This is a genomic window from Sphingomonas endolithica, assembly GCF_025231525.1.
Taxonomy (GTDB): domain Bacteria; phylum Pseudomonadota; class Alphaproteobacteria; order Sphingomonadales; family Sphingomonadaceae; genus Sphingomonas; species Sphingomonas endolithica.
This window is the reverse complement of sequence record NZ_CP103057.1, coordinates 3,622,645-3,642,817: the sequence shown is the minus strand read 5'-3', so window position 1 is coordinate 3,642,817 and position 20,173 is coordinate 3,622,645. Positions and strand designations below refer to the sequence as shown.

20 protein-coding genes are annotated in these 20,173 nt (G+C 66.1%); 4 read left to right on the top strand and 16 right to left on the bottom strand.

The window, feature by feature from the left end:
- Positions 1 to 407: 407 nt before the first annotated feature.
- The 6 genes from queE to NV382_RS17190 form a co-directional block, all read right to left on the bottom strand.
- Positions 408 to 1,040, bottom strand: a complete 633-nt coding sequence (queE, locus tag NV382_RS17215; protein ID WP_260597961.1) for a 7-carboxy-7-deazaguanine synthase — start codon at positions 1,038 to 1,040, stop codon at positions 408 to 410.
- A 2-nt stretch (positions 1,041 to 1,042) separates the two neighbouring features.
- Complete coding sequence (gene queC / locus NV382_RS17210) at positions 1,043 to 1,726, bottom strand: 7-cyano-7-deazaguanine synthase QueC (protein ID WP_260597959.1); 684 nt, start codon at positions 1,724 to 1,726, stop codon at positions 1,043 to 1,045.
- 187 nt (positions 1,727 to 1,913) lie between these two features.
- Complete coding sequence (gene hslO / locus NV382_RS17205) at positions 1,914 to 2,825, bottom strand: Hsp33 family molecular chaperone HslO (RefSeq protein ID WP_260597958.1); 912 nt, start codon at positions 2,823 to 2,825, stop codon at positions 1,914 to 1,916.
- Between the two features lie 32 nt (positions 2,826 to 2,857).
- The gene (gene argF, locus NV382_RS17200; RefSeq protein ID WP_260597957.1) at positions 2,858 to 3,781 is read right to left on the bottom strand and encodes an ornithine carbamoyltransferase; all 924 of its coding nucleotides are present in this window, start codon (positions 3,779 to 3,781) and stop codon (positions 2,858 to 2,860) included.
- 139 nt (positions 3,782 to 3,920) lie between these two features.
- Positions 3,921 to 5,099, bottom strand: coding sequence for an aspartate aminotransferase family protein (locus tag NV382_RS17195; RefSeq protein ID WP_418066801.1), 1,179 nt, complete (start codon positions 5,097 to 5,099; stop codon positions 3,921 to 3,923).
- A 261-nt stretch (positions 5,100 to 5,360) separates the two neighbouring features.
- Positions 5,361 to 6,224: an ABC transporter permease gene (locus NV382_RS17190; protein ID WP_418066705.1), complete on the bottom strand. Its 864-nt coding sequence runs from the start codon at positions 6,222 to 6,224 to the stop codon at positions 5,361 to 5,363.
- Between the two features lie 62 nt (positions 6,225 to 6,286).
- On the opposite strand from NV382_RS17190, the gene NV382_RS17185 reads away from it, so the two are divergent.
- Positions 6,287 to 6,994: a GcrA family cell cycle regulator gene (locus NV382_RS17185; protein WP_260597954.1), complete on the top strand. Its 708-nt coding sequence runs from the start codon at positions 6,287 to 6,289 to the stop codon at positions 6,992 to 6,994.
- A 393-nt stretch (positions 6,995 to 7,387) separates the two neighbouring features.
- Here NV382_RS17185 and NV382_RS17180 read toward each other — a convergent pair whose 3' ends face one another.
- Complete coding sequence (locus NV382_RS17180; RefSeq protein WP_260597953.1) at positions 7,388 to 8,227, bottom strand: outer membrane protein; 840 nt, start codon at positions 8,225 to 8,227, stop codon at positions 7,388 to 7,390.
- A 147-nt stretch (positions 8,228 to 8,374) separates the two neighbouring features.
- On the opposite strand from NV382_RS17180, the gene parE reads away from it, so the two are divergent.
- Together parE and NV382_RS17170 are read left to right on the top strand one after the other, a co-directional pair.
- The gene (gene parE / locus NV382_RS17175) at positions 8,375 to 10,357 is read left to right on the top strand and encodes a DNA topoisomerase IV subunit B (RefSeq protein WP_260597952.1); all 1,983 of its coding nucleotides are present in this window, start codon (positions 8,375 to 8,377) and stop codon (positions 10,355 to 10,357) included.
- 70 nt (positions 10,358 to 10,427) lie between these two features.
- The gene (locus NV382_RS17170) at positions 10,428 to 11,747 is read left to right on the top strand and encodes a serine hydrolase (protein ID WP_260597950.1); all 1,320 of its coding nucleotides are present in this window, start codon (positions 10,428 to 10,430) and stop codon (positions 11,745 to 11,747) included.
- A gap of 3 nt (positions 11,748 to 11,750) precedes the next feature.
- On the opposite strand, the gene NV382_RS17165 is transcribed toward NV382_RS17170, so the two are convergent.
- Genes NV382_RS17165 through NV382_RS17145 form a run of 5 tightly spaced genes read right to left on the bottom strand, consistent with a single transcriptional unit; the run spans position 11,751 to position 14,923 of the window.
- On the bottom strand, positions 11,751 to 12,008 hold the full coding sequence (locus NV382_RS17165; protein WP_260597948.1) for a hypothetical protein: 258 nt from the start codon (positions 12,006 to 12,008) through the stop codon (positions 11,751 to 11,753).
- On the bottom strand, positions 12,005 to 12,532 hold the full coding sequence (locus tag NV382_RS17160; protein WP_260597947.1) for a GNAT family N-acetyltransferase: 528 nt from the start codon (positions 12,530 to 12,532) through the stop codon (positions 12,005 to 12,007). Before NV382_RS17160 ends, NV382_RS17165 begins: the two co-directional genes overlap by 4 nt.
- A complete protein-coding gene (locus NV382_RS17155) occupies positions 12,529 to 13,323 on the bottom strand; it encodes a LysR family transcriptional regulator (RefSeq protein WP_260597945.1) in 795 nt (264 codons plus the stop codon). The genes NV382_RS17160 and NV382_RS17155 overlap by 4 nt, the downstream gene beginning before the upstream one ends.
- A complete protein-coding gene (gene apaG / locus NV382_RS17150) occupies positions 13,320 to 13,718 on the bottom strand; it encodes a Co2+/Mg2+ efflux protein ApaG (protein WP_260597943.1) in 399 nt (132 codons plus the stop codon). Before apaG ends, NV382_RS17155 begins: the two co-directional genes overlap by 4 nt.
- Positions 13,715 to 14,923: a trans-sulfuration enzyme family protein gene (locus NV382_RS17145; protein ID WP_260597942.1), complete on the bottom strand. Its 1,209-nt coding sequence runs from the start codon at positions 14,921 to 14,923 to the stop codon at positions 13,715 to 13,717. Before NV382_RS17145 ends, apaG begins: the two co-directional genes overlap by 4 nt.
- Positions 14,924 to 15,020: 97 nt before the next feature.
- Between NV382_RS17145 and NV382_RS17140 the strand changes: the two genes are divergently transcribed.
- Positions 15,021 to 16,274: a glycosyltransferase family 39 protein gene (locus tag NV382_RS17140; RefSeq protein WP_260597940.1), complete on the top strand. Its 1,254-nt coding sequence runs from the start codon at positions 15,021 to 15,023 to the stop codon at positions 16,272 to 16,274.
- A gap of 145 nt (positions 16,275 to 16,419) precedes the next feature.
- On the opposite strand, the gene leuB is transcribed toward NV382_RS17140, so the two are convergent.
- From leuB to NV382_RS17120, 4 genes are all read right to left on the bottom strand, one after another.
- Entirely contained in the window at positions 16,420 to 17,463 is a 1,044-nt protein-coding gene (gene leuB / locus NV382_RS17135; RefSeq protein ID WP_260597938.1) for a 3-isopropylmalate dehydrogenase, read from the bottom strand.
- A gap of 54 nt (positions 17,464 to 17,517) precedes the next feature.
- On the bottom strand, positions 17,518 to 18,144 hold the full coding sequence (recO, locus tag NV382_RS17130; RefSeq protein WP_260597937.1) for a DNA repair protein RecO: 627 nt from the start codon (positions 18,142 to 18,144) through the stop codon (positions 17,518 to 17,520).
- Positions 18,145 to 18,304: 160 nt separating this feature from the next.
- Positions 18,305 to 19,219 carry a GNAT family N-acetyltransferase gene (locus tag NV382_RS17125; RefSeq protein ID WP_260597935.1) on the bottom strand — a complete coding sequence of 305 codons (915 nt, stop codon included), beginning with the start codon at positions 19,217 to 19,219 and terminating at the stop codon, positions 18,305 to 18,307.
- On the bottom strand, positions 19,216 to 20,166 hold the full coding sequence (locus NV382_RS17120; protein ID WP_260600461.1) for a polysaccharide deacetylase family protein: 951 nt from the start codon (positions 20,164 to 20,166) through the stop codon (positions 19,216 to 19,218). Before NV382_RS17120 ends, NV382_RS17125 begins: the two co-directional genes overlap by 4 nt.
- Positions 20,167 to 20,173: the final 7 nt, after the last annotated feature.

The following is a 20,173-nucleotide window of genomic DNA, read 5'->3' as shown; positions in this document are numbered from 1 at the left end:
AGTGTCCTGGCGGTACAATCACCGAAGATATCCGGGTGACGGCTAGTGCGACGGCCGTGCCCCACGCGGGCTCGAGCTGCATCAACCCACCCACGCGGGCTAGACCTGCACCAACCACCCGTTCGTGTCGAGCGAAGTCGAGACACCCCCCACGTCCGCCAGCCCCAGTGCCCCGCTCCCACCCCCCGTTCGTCCTGAGTAGCCATCGAGTAGCGCGAAGCGCGTATCGAGAGGGCGTATCGAAGGACACGCGATACCGCGCTCCAAGCTGCTTCGATACGAGCCCTCGATACGGCCTTCGGCCTACTCGGTCTCTACTCAGCACGAACGGGAGGGAAAAGTAATCACCTAGGACCGTGTCTCGACTGCGCTCGACACGAACGGGCTCGTAGAAAATCGCCGCAACCCTAGCGCAGCCCAAGCAGCTTATGCGTCTGGATCGTCAGCCGCCATTTCGGCCGCTCTATCACCAGGTCGATCGCCGCCGCATGGTTGGCCGCGCCGCGCGCATCGTCCATCGGCTGCAGCAGGAAATGGGCGAAGTCCCAGCTTTCCATCTCCGCCACGTCGCTGCCCGGCTGCGGCCACACCAATTTTAGTTCGTGGCCCGAACGCTGCACCACCAGGCTGCCCGCCTTGGGGCTGATGCAGATCCAGTCGATGCCGGGATGTGCGGCGATCGTCCCATTGCTCTCGATCGCGATCTCGAAGCCATGGCCATGCAGCGCCTCCACCACGGCATCATCGACCTGCAGCATCGGCTCGCCCCCGGTGAGCACGATGAAACGATTGTCCTGGCCCTCACCCCAGAACGCCGCCGCCTCCGCCGCTAGGCTTGCCGCATCGGCGAACTTGCCGCCGCCTAAGCCGTCCACGCCGACGAAGTCCGTATCGCAGAACCGGCAGATCGAGCTTGCGCGATCCTGCTCGCGGCCCGACCACAAGTTGCAGCCGGCAAAGCGCACGAACACCGCACGACGCCCGGCATTGACCCCCTCGCCCTGCAGCGTGAGGAACATTTCCTTGACGGCATACGACATGGCTAAGCGGCGGCGTAGATCGTCGGATCGGGCAGGCCGGCATCCTCAAAGCCCTTGGCGCGCAGGCGGCAGCTGTCGCACGTGCCGCAATGCGCCGGGCCCGGGGCCGGATCGTAGCACGACCAGCTGATTCCGGCGTCCAGCCCGAGCCGCGCCGCCTCGCGCACGATATCCGCCTTGGTCATGTCCTGCAGCGGCGCGTGGATCTTGAACGGCGCGCCCTCGACCCCGGCCTTGGTCGCGATCTCGGCGAGCTTTTCGAACTCGGCGATGAATTCGGGGCGGCAATCGGGATAGCCCGAATAATCCAGCGCATTGACGCCGATATACAGATCGCGCGCGCCCATCGCCTCGGCCCAGCCGAGCGCCAGGCTGAGGAAGATCGTATTGCGCGCCGGCACGTAGGTGATCGGGATCCCCTCGCCGACGCCGGTCTTCGGCACGTCGATATCGGCGGTCAGCGCCGAGCCGCCGAAGGCCGACAGGTCGAGCGGCAGCACGATGTGCCGTTCCGCGCCGAGCATCGCGGCGACGCGGCGCGCGGCGGCGAGTTCGATATGGTGGCGCTGGTTATAGTCGATCGACAGCGCGAGCACGCGGTGCCCGTCTTCCTTGGCGCGCGCGGCGGAGACCATCGAGTCGAGCCCGCCCGAGACCAGGACGACGGCATATGTTTCTGATACCATGATCCGCGCCAGCTAGGCCCCTGCGCTTGCTATCGCAAGGCTTGCCCGAAAAATCGGGCCGCCCGTGAGCGGCCCAGGGGAAGCTCATGCGAGCCATTCTAGGGAGAAGCACATCCATGCAAAGACATGCGACGATCCCGTCTACCCCGGCCTGCCTAACGATCGCTTAACTCGGGGTCTGCGCCGTTCAGGAAACGACGGCGGTGACGGGCACCGGAAACTTGGTCGCGCAGAACTGGCAATCGACATAGATCATGCCGTCGGCATCGGCCATTTCGCGCTGCTCCTCGACCGGAAACTGCCCCAGCACCTGCGCGATGTAATCGGGCGAGCAGCGGCATCCACGCGCCAGCGATACCTCGGACAGCAAACGGACCTCGGTTTCCTCGTTGAACAGCCGCCACACCAACGTCTCGAGCGGCAGCGTGGGATCGGCCAGTTCGTCCGCCCCCATCGTGCCCCCCAGGATCGCGACATGCTCCCATTCCGGATGGTCGAGCCGCACGTGCAGCCGCTCGCGACCGTCCTCGCCCTCGGGCAGGTGCTGCAGGAACAGGCCGCCCGCGACATGCGTACCATCCGCCCGGCGCGCGATGCCGAGCTTCACCAGGCTCGGTATCTGTTCGGACTGCACGAAATAGCTCTGCGCCGCATCCGCCAGCGAATCGCCGTCCAGCGGCACGATGCCCTGGTACCGCTCCTTGGTCGCCGCCTGGTCGAACGTGATCGCCAGATACCCCGCGCCGAACAGCGCGAACAAGGACGGGTTTTCCGGGCACTCGGCCAACCGCTCGGCATCGTACTGCACGTAACCGCGCAGCTCGCCGCCCTTGTAATCGCACACCAGCAGCTTCACCACGCCGCCATCGGTCTGCGCCTGCAGCGTCAGCTGCCCGCCGGCATCCTTCAGCGTCGAACCCAGCAACGCGGCCAGCGTCAGCGCCTCCGCCAGCAGCGCCTCGATCGGCGCCGGATAGGCATGCGCCGCCAGCACGGTGTCGAGCACGGCGCCCAGCCGCACCACGCGGCCACGCGCATGCCGCGCCGGGATGGTAAAGCCGAGCGCGCGGTCGGTATCGATAATCTTGGGATCTTCCATCCGGGTCCAGATAGGAACCCCGCCCGATCAACTCAACCGATCTGCCCGAAACACCAACGCAGCACCGATTTCTGCGCGTGCAGCCGGTTCGCCGCCTCCGCCCAGATCAACGATTGCGGCCCGTCGATCACCTCTGCCGTCACTTCCTCGCCGCGATGCGCGGGCAGGCAGTGCAGGAACGCGGCGTCGGGCTTGGCCAGCGCCATCAGCGCGGCATCCACCTGATACGGCATCATCGCCTTCAGCTTGGTCTCGGCATGCGCCTGCCCCATCGAGATCCAGCTGTCAGTGACGATCACGTCGGCCCCCGCCACCGCCTCGCGCGGATCGGCGACGACCCGTGCCCGGCCCGATGCCCGCACGATCGCCTCTTCCTCCGGCTGGAACCCCTGCGGACAAGCCGCGACGACATCGAACCGCATCAGCGTCGCGGCCTCGACGATCGAGGCCAGCACGTTGTTGCCATCGCCCAGCCAGGCCAGCTTCAGCCCGGGCAGCGCCTTGCCGCTCTCGATGATCGTCAGCAGGTCGGCCATGATCTGGCACGGGTGCGACGCATCGGTCAGGCCGTTGATCACCGGGACGCTGGCATGATGCGCCATCTCCTCGACCTTGGCATGATCGTCGGTGCGCAGCATGATCGCGTCGCAATAGCCCGACAGCACGCGCGCCGTATCAGCCACCGTCTCGCCGCGCCCGAGCTGCGTGGTGCCGGCATCGAGCACGACGCACGATCCGCCCAGCTGCCGCATCGCCATGTCGAACGACACGCGGGTGCGGGTGGAATTCTTCTCGAACACCAGCGCCAGCGTATGCCCGGCAAGCGGCGCATCGTCATCGGCCCGGCCCTTGGGGAAGCCCGCACGCGCCGCCTTGCGATCGAGCGCGTCGGCCAGCATCGCGGCGATGCCGTCGGCTCCGGCGTCGGACAGGTTGAGAAAGTGGCGGTGACTCATCGGATCGACCTTGTTGCTCCGTTCGTCCTGAGTAGCGGCTGAGCTTGTCGAAGGCGCGTATCGAAGGACGGGTGCTTCGATACGGGGCTTCGATACGCCGGCGGCTACTCGGCCCCTACTCAGCACGAACGGTAATTGGTTATTCGTCCATCGCCGGCACGAAAACCCGCGCCGCTTCGCTCATCTTCTCGACGAATTCCGCGATGTGCGTCTCATCGATGATCAGCGGCGGCAGGATGCGCACCACATTCTCGCCCGCCGCCACCGTCAGCAGCCCGTGATGATCGCGGCAATGCGCCACGAAATCGCGCGATATCACCGCATCCTTCAGCTTCAGACCGAGCATCAGGCCATGCCCGCGCACCGAATCGAACACGGCGTCGTGATTGGGGATCATCTGCTCGAGCGACTGGCGCAGCCGCGCGCCCATCATCGTCACGTTCTCCAGGAACCCCTCTTCCAGGATCACGTCGAGCACTGCCTCGCCCGCCGCCATTGCCAGCGGATTGCCGCCATAGGTGGAGCCATGCGTGCCGAACACCATGCCCTTGGCCGCTTCTTCGGTGGCAAGGCAGGCGCCGAGCGGAAAGCCGCCGCCAATGCCCTTGGCCACCGCGATGATGTCCGGCGTCACGCCGTACAGCTCGTGCGCGAACAATTTGCCGGTCCGGCCATAGCCTGCCTGCACCTCGTCCAGCACCAGCAACAAGCCATACTCGTCGCACGCCTTGCGCAGCCCTTCGAGGAACTCCTGGCTCGCCGGGCGGATACCGCCCTCGCCCTGGATCGGCTCGACCAGGAAGCCGGCGGTATGTTCGTCGATCAGCGCCAGCGCCCCGGCCAGATCGTTGAACTGCGCATATTTGAAGCCCGGCAGCAGCGGCTCGAACCCGTCGCGCATCTTCGCCTGGTTGGTCGCGCTGATCGTGCCGAGCGTCCGGCCATGGAAGGCGGTGTCGAACGTGATCAAGTCATGCCGCTCGGGATTGCCGTTGACGAAATGATAGCGCCGCGCGGTCTTGATCGCGCACTCGACTGCCTCGGCGCCCGAATTGGTGAAGAACACCGTGTCGGCGAAACTCGCATCGACCAGCCGCTGCGCGAAATGCTCGCCCTGCGGGGAGCCATACAGGTTCGACACGTGCATCAGCGTCGCCGCTTGCTTGGCGATCGCCTCGACCAGCTTGGGATGGCCGTGGCCTAGCGCATTCACCGCAATGCCGCTGGCGAAATCGAGATACTGCTCGCCTTGTTCGCCGTACAGATACACGCCCTCGCCGCGCACCGGGCGCACGCCGCAACGCGGGTACACAGGCATTAGCGGGGTGATCGGCACAGGAAGTCTCCCGAAAAGCAACGGGCGACCAAAGCGGCCGCCCGGAACGCGCTGATACCGGGGTTGTCCGGTGCGCGTCAAACCCTGCGTGTTGCGGGGCTACAGTGCGTAGCCCCTACCCCAAACGCCCCGTCACCCCGGACCTGTTCCGGGGTCCACTGCGCCACACACTCTCAGGCTTCCGATTTTGCGGCACGGTGGACCCCGGAACGGGTCCGGGGTGACGGAAGGTTGCGTCGCCCCCTAATTCTTCAACCGCCAGCCACCCTTCAGCAACGCATAGCAGAGCGCCCCCAGCGCCACGTCGATCGCCAGGATCACCAGACTCCCGACCCATACCGGCGAATCGGCCGCGCCGAGGAACCCGTAACGAAAGCCCGAGATGATGTAGAAGAACGGATTGGCATGGCTGATCGCCTGGAAAGCCGGCGCCAGCCGATCGACCGAGTAGAACGTCCCCGACAAGAGCGTCAGCGGCCCGACCACGAAATTGCTCACCGCCGCGGCATGATCGAATTTCTCCGCCCAGATCGACGTCAACACGCCGAGCAACCCGAGGAACACCGAACCCAGCAGCCCGAACCACAGGATCGCCAGCGGATTGTGCGGCAGCACGTGCACGCCCGGCCACACCAGCATAGCCAGCCACACCGCAAAGCCGACGCAGAACGCCCGCGTCACCGCGCCGCCCACCAGCGCCGCCAGCAATTCGGCGGTCGACAGCGGCGGCATCAGATAATCGACGATCGTGCCCTGGATCTTGCCCACCAGCAGCGAGAAGCTCGCATTGGCAAAGGCGTTGGTCAGCATGCCCATCACGATCAGGCCCGGCGCCAGGAAATCGGCGAACGCCACCGTCTCGCCGCCGACATGCACCGCGCTGCGTCCGCCCATCGCGACCGTGAAGACGATCAGGTACAATAGGGTCTGGATCGCCGGCGCCCAGATGGTTTGCAGCTGCACCTTGAAGAAACGCCGCACCTCCTTGATATAGAGCGTGCGAAGACCGCCCCAATTGACGTTCCGGATTACGGGCACGCCGGGGGCGTTCATCACCGTCCCGTGGGCGGTGTCTGGAATTTGGCCGATTGGGGGCTGGCTGGTCATGGCTGACGCGCTAAAGCGTGGACGCGCTGGCCGCAACCCGGCAGTAGAGAATGGGATAACGAATGAGCTGGACCGACGAGCGTATCGATACGCTGAGGAAGATGTGGGAAGGCGGCAGCACCGCCAGCCAGATCGCCGAGGAACTGGGCGGCGTCAGCCGTAATGCCGTGATCGGCAAGGCGCACCGTCTGGGGCTGCAGTCGCGCCCGTCGCCGGTCAAGCCGAACGAACCCGCAGTCGAGAAGGTCGCAGCGCCCGAGCCCGTCGCACCGGTCGAGGTTGCGGCCGCCCCCGTCCGCGAGCCTGTCGCACCACGCCCTGTCGAGCAGGTCGCGGCGCCCACGCCGGCGCCGGTCGCCGATATCGACGACGAGGATGAAGACGAAGACGAGATCGACGAGGTCGTGGCGGCAGCACCTGCCGCCCCCGCACAGCCGGTCATGCGCTCGGTCGGCCCCGGCGGCTTCCTGCGTCAGGCGCCCGGCGAGCAGCAGGCACCGATCACCCCTGCCCCGCCGCGGCGCCTGGTCCCGGCCAAGCCCTCGGCCGAGATGGCCGACAAGACCAGCCTGCTCGATCTCAACGACAAGGTTTGCAAATGGCCGCTCGGCCATCCCGGCGAGCCCGACTTTCACTTCTGCGGCGACAAGGTGAACCCTGGCTTCCCCTATTGCGTGGCGCATTGCGGCCACGCCTATCAGGCACAGCTGCCACGCCGCGACCGCCGCCCGCCGCCACCCCTGCCCTTCGGCGGCGCCCGCGCCCGCTAAGGCCCGACCACCGTCCCCCGGCCTTGAGCCGGGGTCCCGCTTCTTGAAGCCGGCGGAAACAGAACCCTGGTTCAAGCGTGACGAACCAACCCTGACCGTTCGTGTCGAGCGCAGTCGAGACACCTTCCCAAGCGCGAAGTGTCTCGACTGCGCTCGACACGAACGGGAAGGTGACGGGCCGTTCCAATGTCGTGCATCCAAAACCGTCTGGCCCAGACATTAAAAACCCCGCCATGGCTGATGCCGTGGCGGGGTTTTTTGTGCCTTGTGACACGGGTCGTCCGGGGAGCTAGATTGCTGTCCGAGCCATGATCCCGGGGCCGTGTCGGTCGGGCGGCACATCGCCCGACCAAGAGCCCGCCCCCGCCGAAGCGGGAGCGATCTCGTACATTCTTAGAAGCGGAACGCCGCGGTCGCGCGGACGCTGTGCCAGCGGAACTGCTGGTCGCTACGCGTCAGATCGGTGCCCGTGGTGTTGGGTGCCGAGATGAAGGGATTGTCGATGGCTGCCGTACCGCGTGCCGCACGCACGGTGTAGTCGTCGTCCTTGTACTGGTTGTACAGATATTCGAGACCGACCGAGAAGTTGCGACCGATCTTCTGCTCGATGCCGCCGCCGGCAACGAAGCCCCACGTGTCGCTATCGCCGTCCGAAGAGAAGGCGTTGAGCGCGTTGGTCGTGGTGAAGGAGTGACGCAGCTTGGCATAGCCAGGGCCGCCGGCTGCATAGAACAAAGTGTTGTTGGCAGCATAGCCCAGACGGCCACGGATGCTGGCATCATACTTCAGCTTGCGCGTGAAGGTGTACGCAGCAGGGGTCGAGCTGAAGCCCGAGACGCTGTCGCGAATTTCCGACTTGCCGAATTCACCGACGACACCGAACACGATGTGACCGATCTGCTGGTCGATACCGACGCGCGCGGCATAGCTGAGGCCGTCCTTGTCGTTGGCGCAGCTGGTGTTCGCGGTCGACGTCGCACGACCGTTGCAGAAGCCGTTGGCGAAGGCATTGGTACCCGCGCCGCTGGTGACCGCGTCGCCGAACGTGCCGTCGAGGTTGCGATCGAACGAGATGCCGCTGCCGACGTCATTCGGCTGCGCGTCGAAACCAATCGAGCCGCCGACATAAACGCCCGAGAACGGCGCCTCTTCGGTCGACTGCGCAAAGGCAGGAGAGGAGAGCGCCAGAGCGGCAGTGCCGGCGGCGAGGGTAACGAGAAACTGGCTGCGCATGGTAAAAACTCCAAATGGTGCGTTGCAGCGGTCAAACAGTCGGACCGCCGTAAAGATGCATCGTCCGTCACATCAATCTGCGGTGTGACATTCGCGTCACACCGCCGGGCGCTTGCCCGAACCGCGGCCCTGTCGCTATACCGCCTAATGGCTAACGACTTGTTCGCATCCACCACCCCCAACACATCCGACTATAATGCATCGTCGATCGAGGTGCTCGAAGGCCTTGAACCGGTCCGGCGTCGCCCGGGCATGTACATAGGCGGCACGGATGAACGGGCGCTGCATCATCTGGCCGCCGAAGTGCTCGACAATGCCATGGACGAGGCGGTGGCCGGCCATGCCAGCCGCATCGAGATCACGCTGGAACCGGGCAACCGTCTGACCATCGTCGACAATGGCCGCGGCATGCCCGTCGATCCGCATCCGAAATTCCCCGAAAAGTCGGCCTTGGAGGTGATCCTCACCATGCTGCATTCGGGCGGCAAGTTCGACGGCAAGGCCTATGCGACGAGCGGCGGGCTGCACGGCGTAGGCGTATCGGTGGTGAACGCGCTGTCGAGCGACACGACGATCGAGGTCGCCCGCAACAAGACGCTGTATCGTCAGCGCTTCTCGCGCGGGCTGGCGCTCGGCCCATTGGAGGCACTCGGCCCCACGCCCAACCGGCGCGGCACCTCGGTCAGCTTCGTCCCCGACGACGAGATCTTCGGGCGCGAGATGCATTTTAAGCCGGCGCGCCTCTACAAACTCTGCCGCTCCAAGGCCTATCTGTTCGCCGGCGTCGAGATCCGCTGGAAATGCAGCCCGGAACTGATTTCGGACGACACGCCACCCGAGGCGATGTTCCAGTTCCCCGGCGGCCTTGCCGATCACCTGCGCGAACAGGTTGGCGGGCGCGAATGCGCGACCAGCGACTTCTTCGCGGGGTCGCAGGATTTTCCCGGCGAGAACCAGGGCCGGGTCGAATGGGCGGTCGCCTGGCCGCTGTGGAGCGACGGCAGTTATTCCTGGTATTGCAACACCATCCCCACGCCCGACGGCGGCACGCACGAGGCAGGCCTGCGCGCCGCGCTCGTCCGGGGCTTGCGCGGCTTCGGCGATCTGGTCGGCAACAAGAAGGCCAAGGAGATCACCGCCGACGACGTGATGATCGGCAGCGAATTGATGCTCAGCGTCTTCATCCGCGAACCGCAGTTCCAGAGCCAGACCAAGGACCGCCTGACGAGTCCGGAGGCGACGACCCTGGTGGAAAAGGCGATGCGCGACCATTTCGATCACTGGCTCAGCCGCAACATGGAACGCGGCAAGGCGCTGCTCGGCTATATCCTCGAACGCATGGACGAACGCCTGCGCCGCAAGGCCGAGCGCGAGGTCAAGCGCAAGACCGCGACCAGCGCGCGCAAGCTGCGCCTGCCCGGCAAGCTCACCGATTGCTCGTCGGACGATCCCAGGGGCACCGAGATCTTCATTGTAGAAGGTGACAGCGCCGGCGGCTCGGCCAAGCAGGCCCGCGACCGCAAGACCCAGGCAATCCTCCCCATCCGCGGTAAGATTCTAAACGTCGCAAGCGCGACCTTGCAGAAAATTGCCGCCAATTCCGAAATCGCCGATCTGATCCAAGCGCTCGGCTGCGGCACCCGCAAGGATTGTGTGCCCGACAACCTGCGCTACGAACGCATCGTCATCATGACCGACGCCGATGTCGACGGCGCGCACATCGCCACGCTGCTGATGACGTTCTTCTTTCAGGAAATGCCCGAACTCGTCCGCCGCGGGCACCTCTATTTGGCGCAACCACCGCTCTACCGCCTGACCGCGGGCACCAAGAGCCTGTACGCCATGGACGACACGCACCGCGCCGCGCTCGAGGCCAAGGAGTTCAAGGGCAAGAAGGTCGACATCGCGCGCTTCAAGGGCCTCGGCGAGATGAACCCGATGCAGCTGCGCGAGACGACGATGGATCCGAAGACACGGAGCATGCTGCGCATCACCCTGCCGCAGGAATATGAAGAACGCGCCGGCGTGAAGGATCTGGTCGACCGCCTGATGGGCAACAACCCCGCGCACCGCTTCGCCTTCATCCAGGAAAACGCTGCGAGAATAGACGAGGAAACGATCGACGCCTGACCACTTTGGCTGTTGTCGCCTGCTCGCCGATGCATCATCCTGATAACGGAACTCCGGGGGATGCCACGCCATGCGCCACTTGATCGCCGGCCTGACTGCACTGCTGCTCGCCGCGCCTGCACTTGCACAGACCGCGCCACCCGTAACTGCGCCGGCGCCAATCAAGGCCGCGCCGGAACTCGATCGTCGCATCGGCGAAGTCACTGCCATCATTAACGGTGGCGGCGACTATGCCGCGACCTTTGCACCGGCCTTCATCGCCGCCGTGCCGAAGCCGGCGTTTGACCGCATCTCCCAACAGCTTGTTACCGCTGCCGGCAAGGCGCTGAGGGTGGAAGACGTGCGGCCCGCCAACCCGCATGCCGCAACCATCGTCATCGTCTTCGAACGGGGCCGGGCGGCGGCAGAGATATCGGTCGAGGCGACTGGTGCGCAGTTGATCAACGGGCTGCGGATTACCGGCCTGTCCGCCAGCGAGACATCACTTTCGGCAGTCGATGCCGAGCTTGCCAAGCTGCATGGCAAAACCGGCTTCGCGCTGGCCAAGCTGGGCGACACCAAGCCCGAGACGCTCATCGCGCGCGGCGTGGATGTGCCGATCGCGATCGGATCCGAGTTCAAGCTCGTGATCCTTGCCGAACTGGTGCGTGGCATCGCCGCGGGCGAGCGGACCTGGGAGGACATCGTGACGCTGGACGGCAGCCCGCTGCCGGGTGGCGCCTACACGGCAAGCCCGGCCGGCACTAAAGTCACACTGTACGATATCGCCAAGAAAATGATCTCGATCAGCGACAACAGCGCTACCGACATCATGCTGAAGACTTTAGGTCGCGAGAAGGTCGAAGCCATGCTGCCGGTGGTCGGCGTGACGAACCCCAAGGGCATGCGCCCGTTCCTCGCTACGCTGGAGGCGTTCAAGCTGAAGAGCAGCCCGCTTGGCGCACGATGGGCCATGGCCGACGAGGCGGGCCGCCGTACGCTGCTCGCGGGAGGGGTGGCGGCCATGCCAATCAGCGCGATCGACAATGCCGTGTTCGCCGCCGGCACGCCGCTGCAGATCGAAAGCGTAGAATGGTTCGCCGCACCGGGTGATATGGTGCGAATCATGGATTGGCTTCGCCGTCACAGCGAGACCGGCGCAGCGGCGCGGGCCCGCACGGTTCTGGCCAAGAACTCCGGTGTCGGTGCCGCCGCGGCCGGCAATTGGCGTTATCTCGGGTACAAGGGCGGTTCGGAGCCGGGCGTGATCGCGATGACCTTCTTGCTGCAGAGCAAGGCCGGCACTTGGTATGCGATGTCGGCCAGTTGGAACGACGCAGCGGCCGCGGTCGATGACGCGCGCTTCGCCGGCTTGATGACCCGTGCAGTGGAGTTGGCGGCGAGCAATTGAGCCCTAGTCACCCTTCACTCGCCGCGCGTGGTAGACGGTCTTCAAGCCGATGGCCGCGAGCATGTTGATCGCGCCCAACACGAGTGCGGCGAGCGGGATGGCGACCGGCATGGGCGGCCACCAGATCAGCCGCGCCACGCCGAGCAACAGCCCAAGCAACAGGAACGCGATGCCGGTCAGCCGCAACGGGCGCCCGACACGTCGCAATTCGCGCTGATAGGCTCGGCGTTCGGCCGGATCCTTCAGGTTGGGCGCTGTCATCGCGCCCACTCCTCGGCCAGCAAGCCCCACAAGGCCGTGTCCCGCACGCCGATATGCGTCTCCCATTCCGCGCGCAGCAGCCCCTCGCGCCGGAAGCCGAGCGCCGCCAGCAGCGCGTTCGATGCCGCATTGTCAGGATCGGTATCGGCGAACACGCGGCGCTGCCCTTCCTCATGCACGAGCAGGTCGATCAGGCGGCTTACCGCCTCGCGCGCATAGCCTCGCCCCCAGGCGGAGCGCACCAGCAGATAGCCGATCTCGCTGACGCTGGGCCGTTTCTGGCCGGCCGCGAGTGTTCCGATCACGCGATCGTCATGCTTCAAGGTCACCGCCCAGCCGCGCCACTGCGCCTGATCGAGCCGCGGCGTCAGATAGGCGCGCGTCTCGGCGATGTCGGCATGCGGGCCGCTCGACCAATAGCGCATCAGTTCCGCGTCGCTGTAAGCCTCGAACAGCGCGTCGGCATCCTCGATCCGCTGCGGCCGCATCCGCAGCCGCTCGCTGTCGAACGCCGCCGCGCTCATGCCGTGGCCAGCGCCTCGACCAGCGCCTTCACCTTGCGCTGGCGCCATTGCGGCAGTGGTGCGACCAGCCAATAGCCCTTGGTGGATGGCTGCGCAGCGCCGACCTTCACCACGCGCCCGGCCGCCATGTCATGCGCGGCGAGCAGCTCCGGCACGGTGGCGCGGCCCAGCCCTTCGGCCGCGGCGTCGAGCGCGAGACCAGCATCGCCGACCCGGACCAGCGAGATCGCATCGTCATTGCCGCAGCCTGGCCAGGAGATGTGCGTATCCACGCCGCCCCCGGGCCGCTCCACCGTGACGAGCCCTTCGGACTCCAGAGCCTCGCCCTCGTGCGCGCCCGGCCCGTCGCCCCAGCGGATCGCAAGATCGAGATTAGCCTCGGTGAAATCGATATCCTCGTCGGCGGAAACCAGGGCAAAGCGTAGCTCGCCGTCCCCACGCGCGATCTCGGCAAGGCGTGGCATCAGCCATTTCTCTGTGAAATCGCGCGGTGCGGCGATGGTCAGCGACTTGCTGGTCTGCCCGGCCTGCATCGCCCGCACGGCTTCCTCGAACTCGAGGAACCCCTGGCGCAGCGGCCCGAGCCCCGCTGCACCTTCGGGGGTGAGTTCGAGCCCCTTGGTCGTGCGGCGGAACAACACGACGCCCAGCGTATCCTCCAGCGCGCGGATCTGCTGCCCGACCGCCGCCGGCGTGACGGCAAGTTCGTCGGCCGCGCGCGTAAACGACAGATGACGCGCGGCGGCATCGAGCACGCGGAGGCCGTTCAGCGGGAGATGCGTGCGCTTCATGCGCCCACCGCCGGCGCCAGCAGCGCGAATTTGGGGATCTCCACGTCGAAAGCCTCGCCGTCCTCGCCCATCATGCGATAATTGCCCTGCATGCGGCCGGTCGGGGTCGTCAGCGGGCAGCCCGAGACATAGTCGAAGCTTCCGCCCGGCGCGATCAGCGGCTGTTCGCCGACGACACCCTCGCCTTCCACCGAATGCCGGGCGCCGCGTCCATCGGTGATCACCCAATGCCGCGTGAGCAATTGCACGGCCTGGTCGCCCTGGTTCTCCAGCCGTACGTGATAGGCCCAGAACCAGCGCCCCCGTTCCGGCTCCGACTGTTCGGGCAGGTAGCTCACCGATACGCGCACGACGATCCCCCGTGTCTCGGCGACATTGGGGAACAGCGCCTTCACAGGCCCACCGCCGTCAGTGCCTGATCGAGATCGGCGATCACGTCCACCGGATCTTCCAGCCCGACGTTGAGGCGCAGCAGATTTTCCGTGACGCCCATCTCGATCCGCTTTTCCTCCGCCACGCCATAATGCGTGGTCGAGGCAGGATGCGTCATCAGCGAGCGCGAGTCGCCGATGTTGTTGGAAATGTCGACCAACTCCAATGCGTCGAGCAGGCCGTGTGCCTGGGTGCGGCCACCCTCGATCTCGAACGCGAAGATCGGCCCGCACGCGTCCATCTGCGACATAGCGAGGTTGTGCTGCGGGTGGCTCGGCAGTCCGGGATGCAGGATACGTGGCACACGCGCTTCCAGGAAAGCGCCGACCTTCAGACTGTTCTCGCTCTGCCGCTGGATGCGCAGGTCGAGCGTCTCCAGGCCCTTCAGCACCACCCAGGCATTGAACGCGCTGAGCGTCGGCCCGGTGTTGCGCGTGAACGGCAGCAGCACGTCGTTGATGAACGCGTTCGTCCCGCACACCGCGCCCGCCAACACGCGGCCCTGCCCGTCCATCATCTTGGTCGCGCTATAGGCGGTGACGTCGGCGCCGAACTCCATCGGCCGCTGCAAGGCAGGCGTCGCAAAGGCATTGTCGACCACCGAGGTGATCCCGTGGCGCTTGGCGATGTCGCACACCGCCTTCAGATCGACCACGTCCATGGTCGGATTGGCCGGCGTCTCGAAGAAGAACACCTTGGTATTGGGCCGCACGGCATCCTCGAACTGCTGCGGGTCACGCGCATCGACGATCGTCGTCTCGATGCCGAACTTGGGCAGCAACGTATCGGTCAGCCAGCGGCACGATCCGAATGCCGCCCGCCCGCCGACCAGATGGTCGCCCTGTTCGAGCTGGCACAACAGAACCGCCGTCATCGCCGCCATACCCGTCGCCATGGAGCGGCACGCCTCGGCGCCTTCCAGCAGCGCGATCCGCTCCTCCAGCATCTGCACCGTGGGGTTCTGCAGGCGCGAATAGGTCATGCCGACCTGCTCGCCGGCAAAGCGCGCGGCCGCATCGGCGGCGCAATCATAGGCATAGCCCGAGGTCAGGAACAACGCTTCGGAAGTTTCGCCGAACTCGCTGCGTGCCGTCCCCCCGCGCACTGCCTGCGTGGCGGGGCGCCAGTGGCGCGTGATATCCTGGTTCTGTCCGGTGCGGCGTTTCATGGCAGATGCTTTGCCGGGCCGGATCGGTGCGCGTCAATGCCGCTCTTGTCCATCGCCGCTCTTGAACGCGCGCCGCGAAGCAGGAATAGCAGCAATGATGGCCGCTGCACCCGCCCCCCGCCCGATCCTCCCCGCGACGATCATCGGCGCTGCGGCGCAGTTCCTGTTCACGCTCAACGTCGCCCGCCCGAGCATCCCGGTGTTCGACGAGGTGCATTATCTGCCCGCCGCCCGCGCGCTGCTTGGGCTCACCCAGCCGACGAACATCGAACACCCGCTGCTCGGCAAGCTGCTGATCGCCTGTGGCATAAAGCTGTTCGGCGACAATCAGCTCGGCTGGCGCATCCCATCGACCATCGCCGCGACCGCCGTGGTGCTGGGCGTGTTCTGGATCCTGTGGATGTTGTTCCACCGCACGCGCACTGCTGTGCTCGGCGCGCTGTTCGTAATGCTCAACATCACCGTCTTCATCCAGGCACGGATCGGCATGCTCGACGGCTTCATGGCCGCGTTCCTGGTGCTGGCGATGGTCGCCTTGCTGCGCGCCGCCTACAGCCCACCCGACCGTGTGTGGCGGCGCTGGCTGCTGGGCAGCGTGCTGCTCGGGCTGGCGGTGGCGGTGAAATGGGCGGCGGCGCCGTACGTAGCCTTCGCCGCAATCGCCTTCCTCGCCGTGCGTTGGCGCGACGCCAAGAGCGGTCGCGCGCAACATTGGCCCTGCATGGCAACGCTGCCGGCGATCCTGGCGCTGGGGACGGTCAGCATCGTCACCTATTTCCTGACCTTTGCCCCTGCCTTCTTCTACGCGCAGGAGCCGATGACACTGGCCGGGCTGATCCCGTTTCAGGCGACCATGTACGGACAGCAGACGCAGATCCTGCCGCCGCACCCGTATCAGTCGGCATGGTGGACCTGGCCGTTCATGGTCCGCCCGATCTGGTACCTCTACGAAGTCGCCGACGGCGCGCAGCGCGGCATCCTGCTGCTCGGCAATCCCGCGATCTTGTGGGGCGGGCTGATCGGGGTCGGCTATTGCCTGTACCAGGGCTGGCGCAGCCGATCGCTCCGGCTCGTCGGGCTGGCAGCATTATGGATCGGATCGGTCGCGGTATGGGCGATCATCCCCAAATCGCTCGGCTTCTTCTATTATTACTATCCCTCGACAATCTGGCTTTGCCTCGTGCTCGCAGCTGCGTTCGATCACTTGCGCGCGCGTGGGAAATATTGGGACGAGCTGTTCCTCGGGGCAGTGGCCGTGCTGTTCGTCTATTTCTACCCGATCATCTCCGCCGCCGCGCTGCCGCATGCTAGCGCGTTCCGATACTGGATGTGGTTCCCGACCTGGCCTTGACGCAAAACAGTTCCCCGCCGAAGGCCGGGGTCCAGTTGCGGAACAGGCATGGCACGCGCTGCGCCTGTTACAGCGACCTGTCCTCCTGGGCCCCGGCCTACGGCGGGGAACATCATGTCGCAAATTGCCTGCTTGTTCCCTAGTGCTACAGCGCGACCAGCACCGCATCACCCATCGCGCGCGTCGACAGCGTACCGCCAAGATCGGCCGTGCGCGCCCCGCCGGCCAGTGCCGCACCGACCGCTGCCTCCAGCCTGTCGGCCGCTTCCGCCATTCCCAACGAATGCCGCAGCATCATCGCTGCCGACAGGATCGTCGCGCACGGATTGGCCTTGCTTTGCCCGGCAATGTCCGGCGCGCTGCCATGGATTGGTTCGTACAGCCCCTTGGCCGACGCATCCAGCGAGGCGGAGGGCAGCATGCCGATCGATCCCGCACACATGCTCGCCTGGTCGGATAGGATGTCGCCAAACAGATTGCCGGTGACGATCACATCGAACTGCCCGGGATCGCGCACCAGCTGCATCGCGCAATTATCGACATACATGTGCGTAAGCGCGACCTGTGGATAATGCGCCGACACTTCGATCACCACGTCGCGCCACAATTGCGACGTCTCCAGCACATTGGCCTTGTCGACCGAGCACAGCTTGCCCGCTCTTTTGGTCGCTGTCTGGAAGCCGAGATGCGCGATCCGCGCCACCTCGCTTTCGTCGTAGCGCATCACATCATAGCCTTCGCGCAGGCCCGCCGCCGTGGTGCGCATGCCCTTCTCGCCGAAATAGACATCGCCGTTCAGCTCGCGCACGATCACCATGTCGATCGCCGCCGCCACTTCCGGCCGCAATGCCGATGCATCCTCGAGCCCGGGGAACAGCTTGGCCGGGCGCAGATTGGCGAACAGCGCCAATTCCTTGCGCAACCCCAGGATCGCCTGCTCGGGGCGGAGCGACCGCTCCAGCGCATCGCACGTGGGGTCGCCCACCGCGCCGAACAATATCGCATCCGCCCGCCGTGCCAGGTCGAGCGTGGCCGCAGGCAGCGGATGGCCGCCTGCCTGATATGCCGCGCCGCCAACCGGCGCCTCCTCGAACGTCAGATCGAGCGACATGGCGTCGAGCACGCGGCGTGCCTCGGCGATCACTTCGGGGCCGATCCCATCACCGGGCAGGAGAGCAATTAAGGGCATGGACGATCCAAAGCTAAACGGTGGCTTCTCCGCCTTTGCCCCAGCGCGCGGCGGTCACGCAACCGCCCTCTTCAGCCGCTCGACGAGCCGCGCGCGCGCCGCAAGCGTATCGGTGCGCCGGTCGGTGAGAATGTCGGCCTCCAATGCCTCCCCCGTCACTTTCAGCGCCGCCAGGATGTCCCGCCACCCCGCCTCGCCACCGGTACGCAGCACGTCGGGCAGCACGTCGAGCTCCATGCCATAGCCCAGTTCCGCCAGCACCAGCAGCTCGAAGCGCGCCAGCGCGACGGCCCAGCCCCGCGCCGCCGGCGCCGCCTCGATCGCCCCGATTACCCCGTCCAGCGAACCGTACAACCGCGGATAGGGCTGCGCCTCGGGCAAAGCGGTGGCGGTGAGTGCGGTGACCCATTCCAGCGCCGCGGCGGGCAACGGCTCGGCGAACAACGGCGCCCGGCTGGTGATCAGCTCCACCGTCAGCCCGGCGAGTTGCTCCTCGGTTCGCGCGCGCCACTCGCCGAGCACCAGATTGGCCGGCTGCAGGATCGGCCGGATACGCCGCGATCGCCCGCCGCGCACATAGCCGGCCTGCAGCCCATCCTCGGCCGTCAGCGCGCGCACGATGCTGCCATGTTCGCCGTGTTGACGGACCGCGAGGATCAAGGCTTCGGCGCGGAGATGCATGGAGAATGCTTAGGCAAGGGTCGCCCCCGCGTCACCTCTCAGCCAAACCAGTTCCCCGACGAAGGCCGGGGCCCAGTCGGAATGGCCGATGTAACTGCGCAAAACACCCGCCAACCGTCGCCTCGCGACAGAACCCCCGCCTTCGCCGGGGAACATAAGACTAAGCCCGCCTTATCCTCTTCGCCAGATCGCCCAGCCCGAACCGCGCCACGCCGCTTTTCCCCAGCGCCATACCCCGGTCGAATGTCCCCAGCGCCAGCGTCGTCATCCGATTGCCCAGGCTTGGCCGCAGCAACAGCATGTCGAGGCACGCCACCCCACCGGTCGAGAATTGGCGCTTGTGCTGCCCTTCCCCTTCGGTGAAATCGAACCGCTTCAGCCCGCCCTCGGCATACAGATCGCGCATCGCCTCCATCTGCAGCACGCCGCCCGGCGACAGCTCGTTGAACACCGGATCATGCCCCAGATATTGGTACAGCACCGTGCCGTCCTCGATCGGGCAATACAGATAGGCCGCAGGTACCTCGCCTATATACAGCAGCCAGCCCCGTACCCCGTCGGCCCCCGCCAGCGCCCCCAGGTGCTGCAGGAAGGACGCATTCTCCGGTAGCCCGGCGCCGAGCAGCTTCTCCTGGTACGTCGTTGCGGAAATCCGCCGCGCCACGCCGTAGAATGCGCTCATCTCCTCCGCCGTGCGAAACCGACGCACGTCGAGCGCCCCGCCCGATGCAGCCGCCAGCTTCTTCGCCTTGCGCTTCAGGCCGCTGCGCGTGTTCGCCGACATGGCGGCGAGATAGGCGTCATGCCCGATCGTCAGGTCGGCATAATAGCGCGTGTAACGCTGCCGCACGAACGCGATCATGTCGGCCCCAGCCTCGGTCATCGCCCGCTGCCGGTCTTGCGGCAGCGAGGTGACCTGATACCCGTCAGCCCCGCTCGGAAGCGACGGCAGCGCGGGCAGCCGCCCGATAATCACGTCGTCGAGATCGAGCGGCACCCGCACCAGCTGCCGGTCGATCGAGGCCAGCGTGCGAGCGCCGACCTGAAACCGAAGCGGCAACGTGACCGCGCTCACGCCGCGCGCTCCTCGATCATGTTCGACCAGGCCTGCTCGGCATAGCGCCAGCCAGTGCGCAGCAGGTTGGGCGCAAGGGGCACATCATGCTGGTCGACTGCCAGATCTGCTTCCGCGAAATGCACGGTCGGTAATAACTCACGTCGCGCAGCCAGCAGAACACATAACGCGTCGAACCGCTTCACGTGCACCGCATTGGGCCTAGTCCCGGCGCGATTGGCGAGCTCGAAGCTATGGCTGACGATCGTCACCGCAGCGTGGCGCTGCATGGCGGCGTGATCGAGCGCCGCTGCCATCTCGCCGCCCGACAGAGCACAGATCTGGAAGTTGCGCGCGCTGCCCGGGCGATCGTGGATCAACGTCACCGGCACTTCGATCAGCCCCTGGTGGCGGACCGGCGCGATCTGCGTCGCGGGAAGGTCGATGGCGCTGGGCCAGGGATGTTCCGCGCCATTATGGCTGCTGTCATAGGCAAAGCCCAGCGCCGCCAGTGCGCGCAACGTGGCGTCGTTTGCACCATAGCTTCCGGCGCGAAACGCCACCGGCATCGGCGCCCCCGCCGCGATCAGCAGGTCACGTGCGCGGTCGATAAGGTCGCGCTGCTCGGTCTCGCTGAAATCGATCAGCTCGAACTTGGCATGGGCCGCCCCGCCATCGCCCACCGTCGCGCCTGTCCAATTGGGATGAAGATGCAGCTGCACCTCCTGCCCGGCCGCCAGGATCGCCCCCACCACCCGCCGCATCGGCTCCATGCCGAACAAAGCGGCCGGCAGCGGATCGACGAAGAAGCAGGCCTTCAGCCGATGCCGCGCAAGCACGGCCAGCTGATACGCGATCCCTACCCCCGCCGGCTCGATCGAGCGTTCGAACAGCGTCGGCGTAGCAAGCCCCGCGGCGTGATGCCGCCAGGCAAGCTCGGTATCGATGGTCAGGAACACGGGGGTCATTCCCACG

Bases quoted from the DNA above. Each gene is read 5' to 3' on its own strand.
- NV382_RS17140 (WP_260597940.1), top strand. From the start codon at position 15,021: ATGGCCGCTGCACCCGCCCCCCGCCCGATCCTCCCCGCGACGATCATC.
- NV382_RS17170 (WP_260597950.1), top strand. From the start codon at position 10,428: ATGCGCCACTTGATCGCCGGCCTGACTGCACTGCTGCTCGCCGCGCCT.
- queC (WP_260597959.1), bottom strand. From the start codon at position 1,726: ATGGTATCAGAAACATATGCCGTCGTCCTGGTCTCGGGCGGGCTCGAC.
- hslO (WP_260597958.1), bottom strand. From the start codon at position 2,825: ATGGAAGATCCCAAGATTATCGATACCGACCGCGCGCTCGGCTTTACC.
- NV382_RS17195 (WP_418066801.1), bottom strand. From the start codon at position 5,099: ATGCCTGTGTACCCGCGTTGCGGCGTGCGCCCGGTGCGCGGCGAGGGC.
- NV382_RS17155 (WP_260597945.1), bottom strand. From the start codon at position 13,323: ATGAAGCGCACGCATCTCCCGCTGAACGGCCTCCGCGTGCTCGATGCC.
- parE (WP_260597952.1), top strand. From the start codon at position 8,375: ATGGCTAACGACTTGTTCGCATCCACCACCCCCAACACATCCGACTAT.
- NV382_RS17120 (WP_260600461.1), bottom strand. From the start codon at position 20,166: ATGACCCCCGTGTTCCTGACCATCGATACCGAGCTTGCCTGGCGGCAT.
- NV382_RS17145 (WP_260597942.1), bottom strand. From the start codon at position 14,923: ATGAAACGCCGCACCGGACAGAACCAGGATATCACGCGCCACTGGCGC.
- NV382_RS17180 (WP_260597953.1), bottom strand. From the start codon at position 8,227: ATGCGCAGCCAGTTTCTCGTTACCCTCGCCGCCGGCACTGCCGCTCTG.
- NV382_RS17165 (WP_260597948.1), bottom strand. From the start codon at position 12,008: ATGACAGCGCCCAACCTGAAGGATCCGGCCGAACGCCGAGCCTATCAG.
- argF (WP_260597957.1), bottom strand. From the start codon at position 3,781: ATGAGTCACCGCCACTTTCTCAACCTGTCCGACGCCGGAGCCGACGGC.
- NV382_RS17160 (WP_260597947.1), bottom strand. From the start codon at position 12,532: ATGAGCGCGGCGGCGTTCGACAGCGAGCGGCTGCGGATGCGGCCGCAG.
- queE (WP_260597961.1), bottom strand. From the start codon at position 1,040: ATGTCGTATGCCGTCAAGGAAATGTTCCTCACGCTGCAGGGCGAGGGG.
- NV382_RS17185 (WP_260597954.1), top strand. From the start codon at position 6,287: ATGAGCTGGACCGACGAGCGTATCGATACGCTGAGGAAGATGTGGGAA.
- recO (WP_260597937.1), bottom strand. From the start codon at position 18,144: ATGCATCTCCGCGCCGAAGCCTTGATCCTCGCGGTCCGTCAACACGGC.
- NV382_RS17190 (WP_418066705.1), bottom strand. From the start codon at position 6,224: ATGACCAGCCAGCCCCCAATCGGCCAAATTCCAGACACCGCCCACGGG.
- leuB (WP_260597938.1), bottom strand. From the start codon at position 17,463: ATGCCCTTAATTGCTCTCCTGCCCGGTGATGGGATCGGCCCCGAAGTG.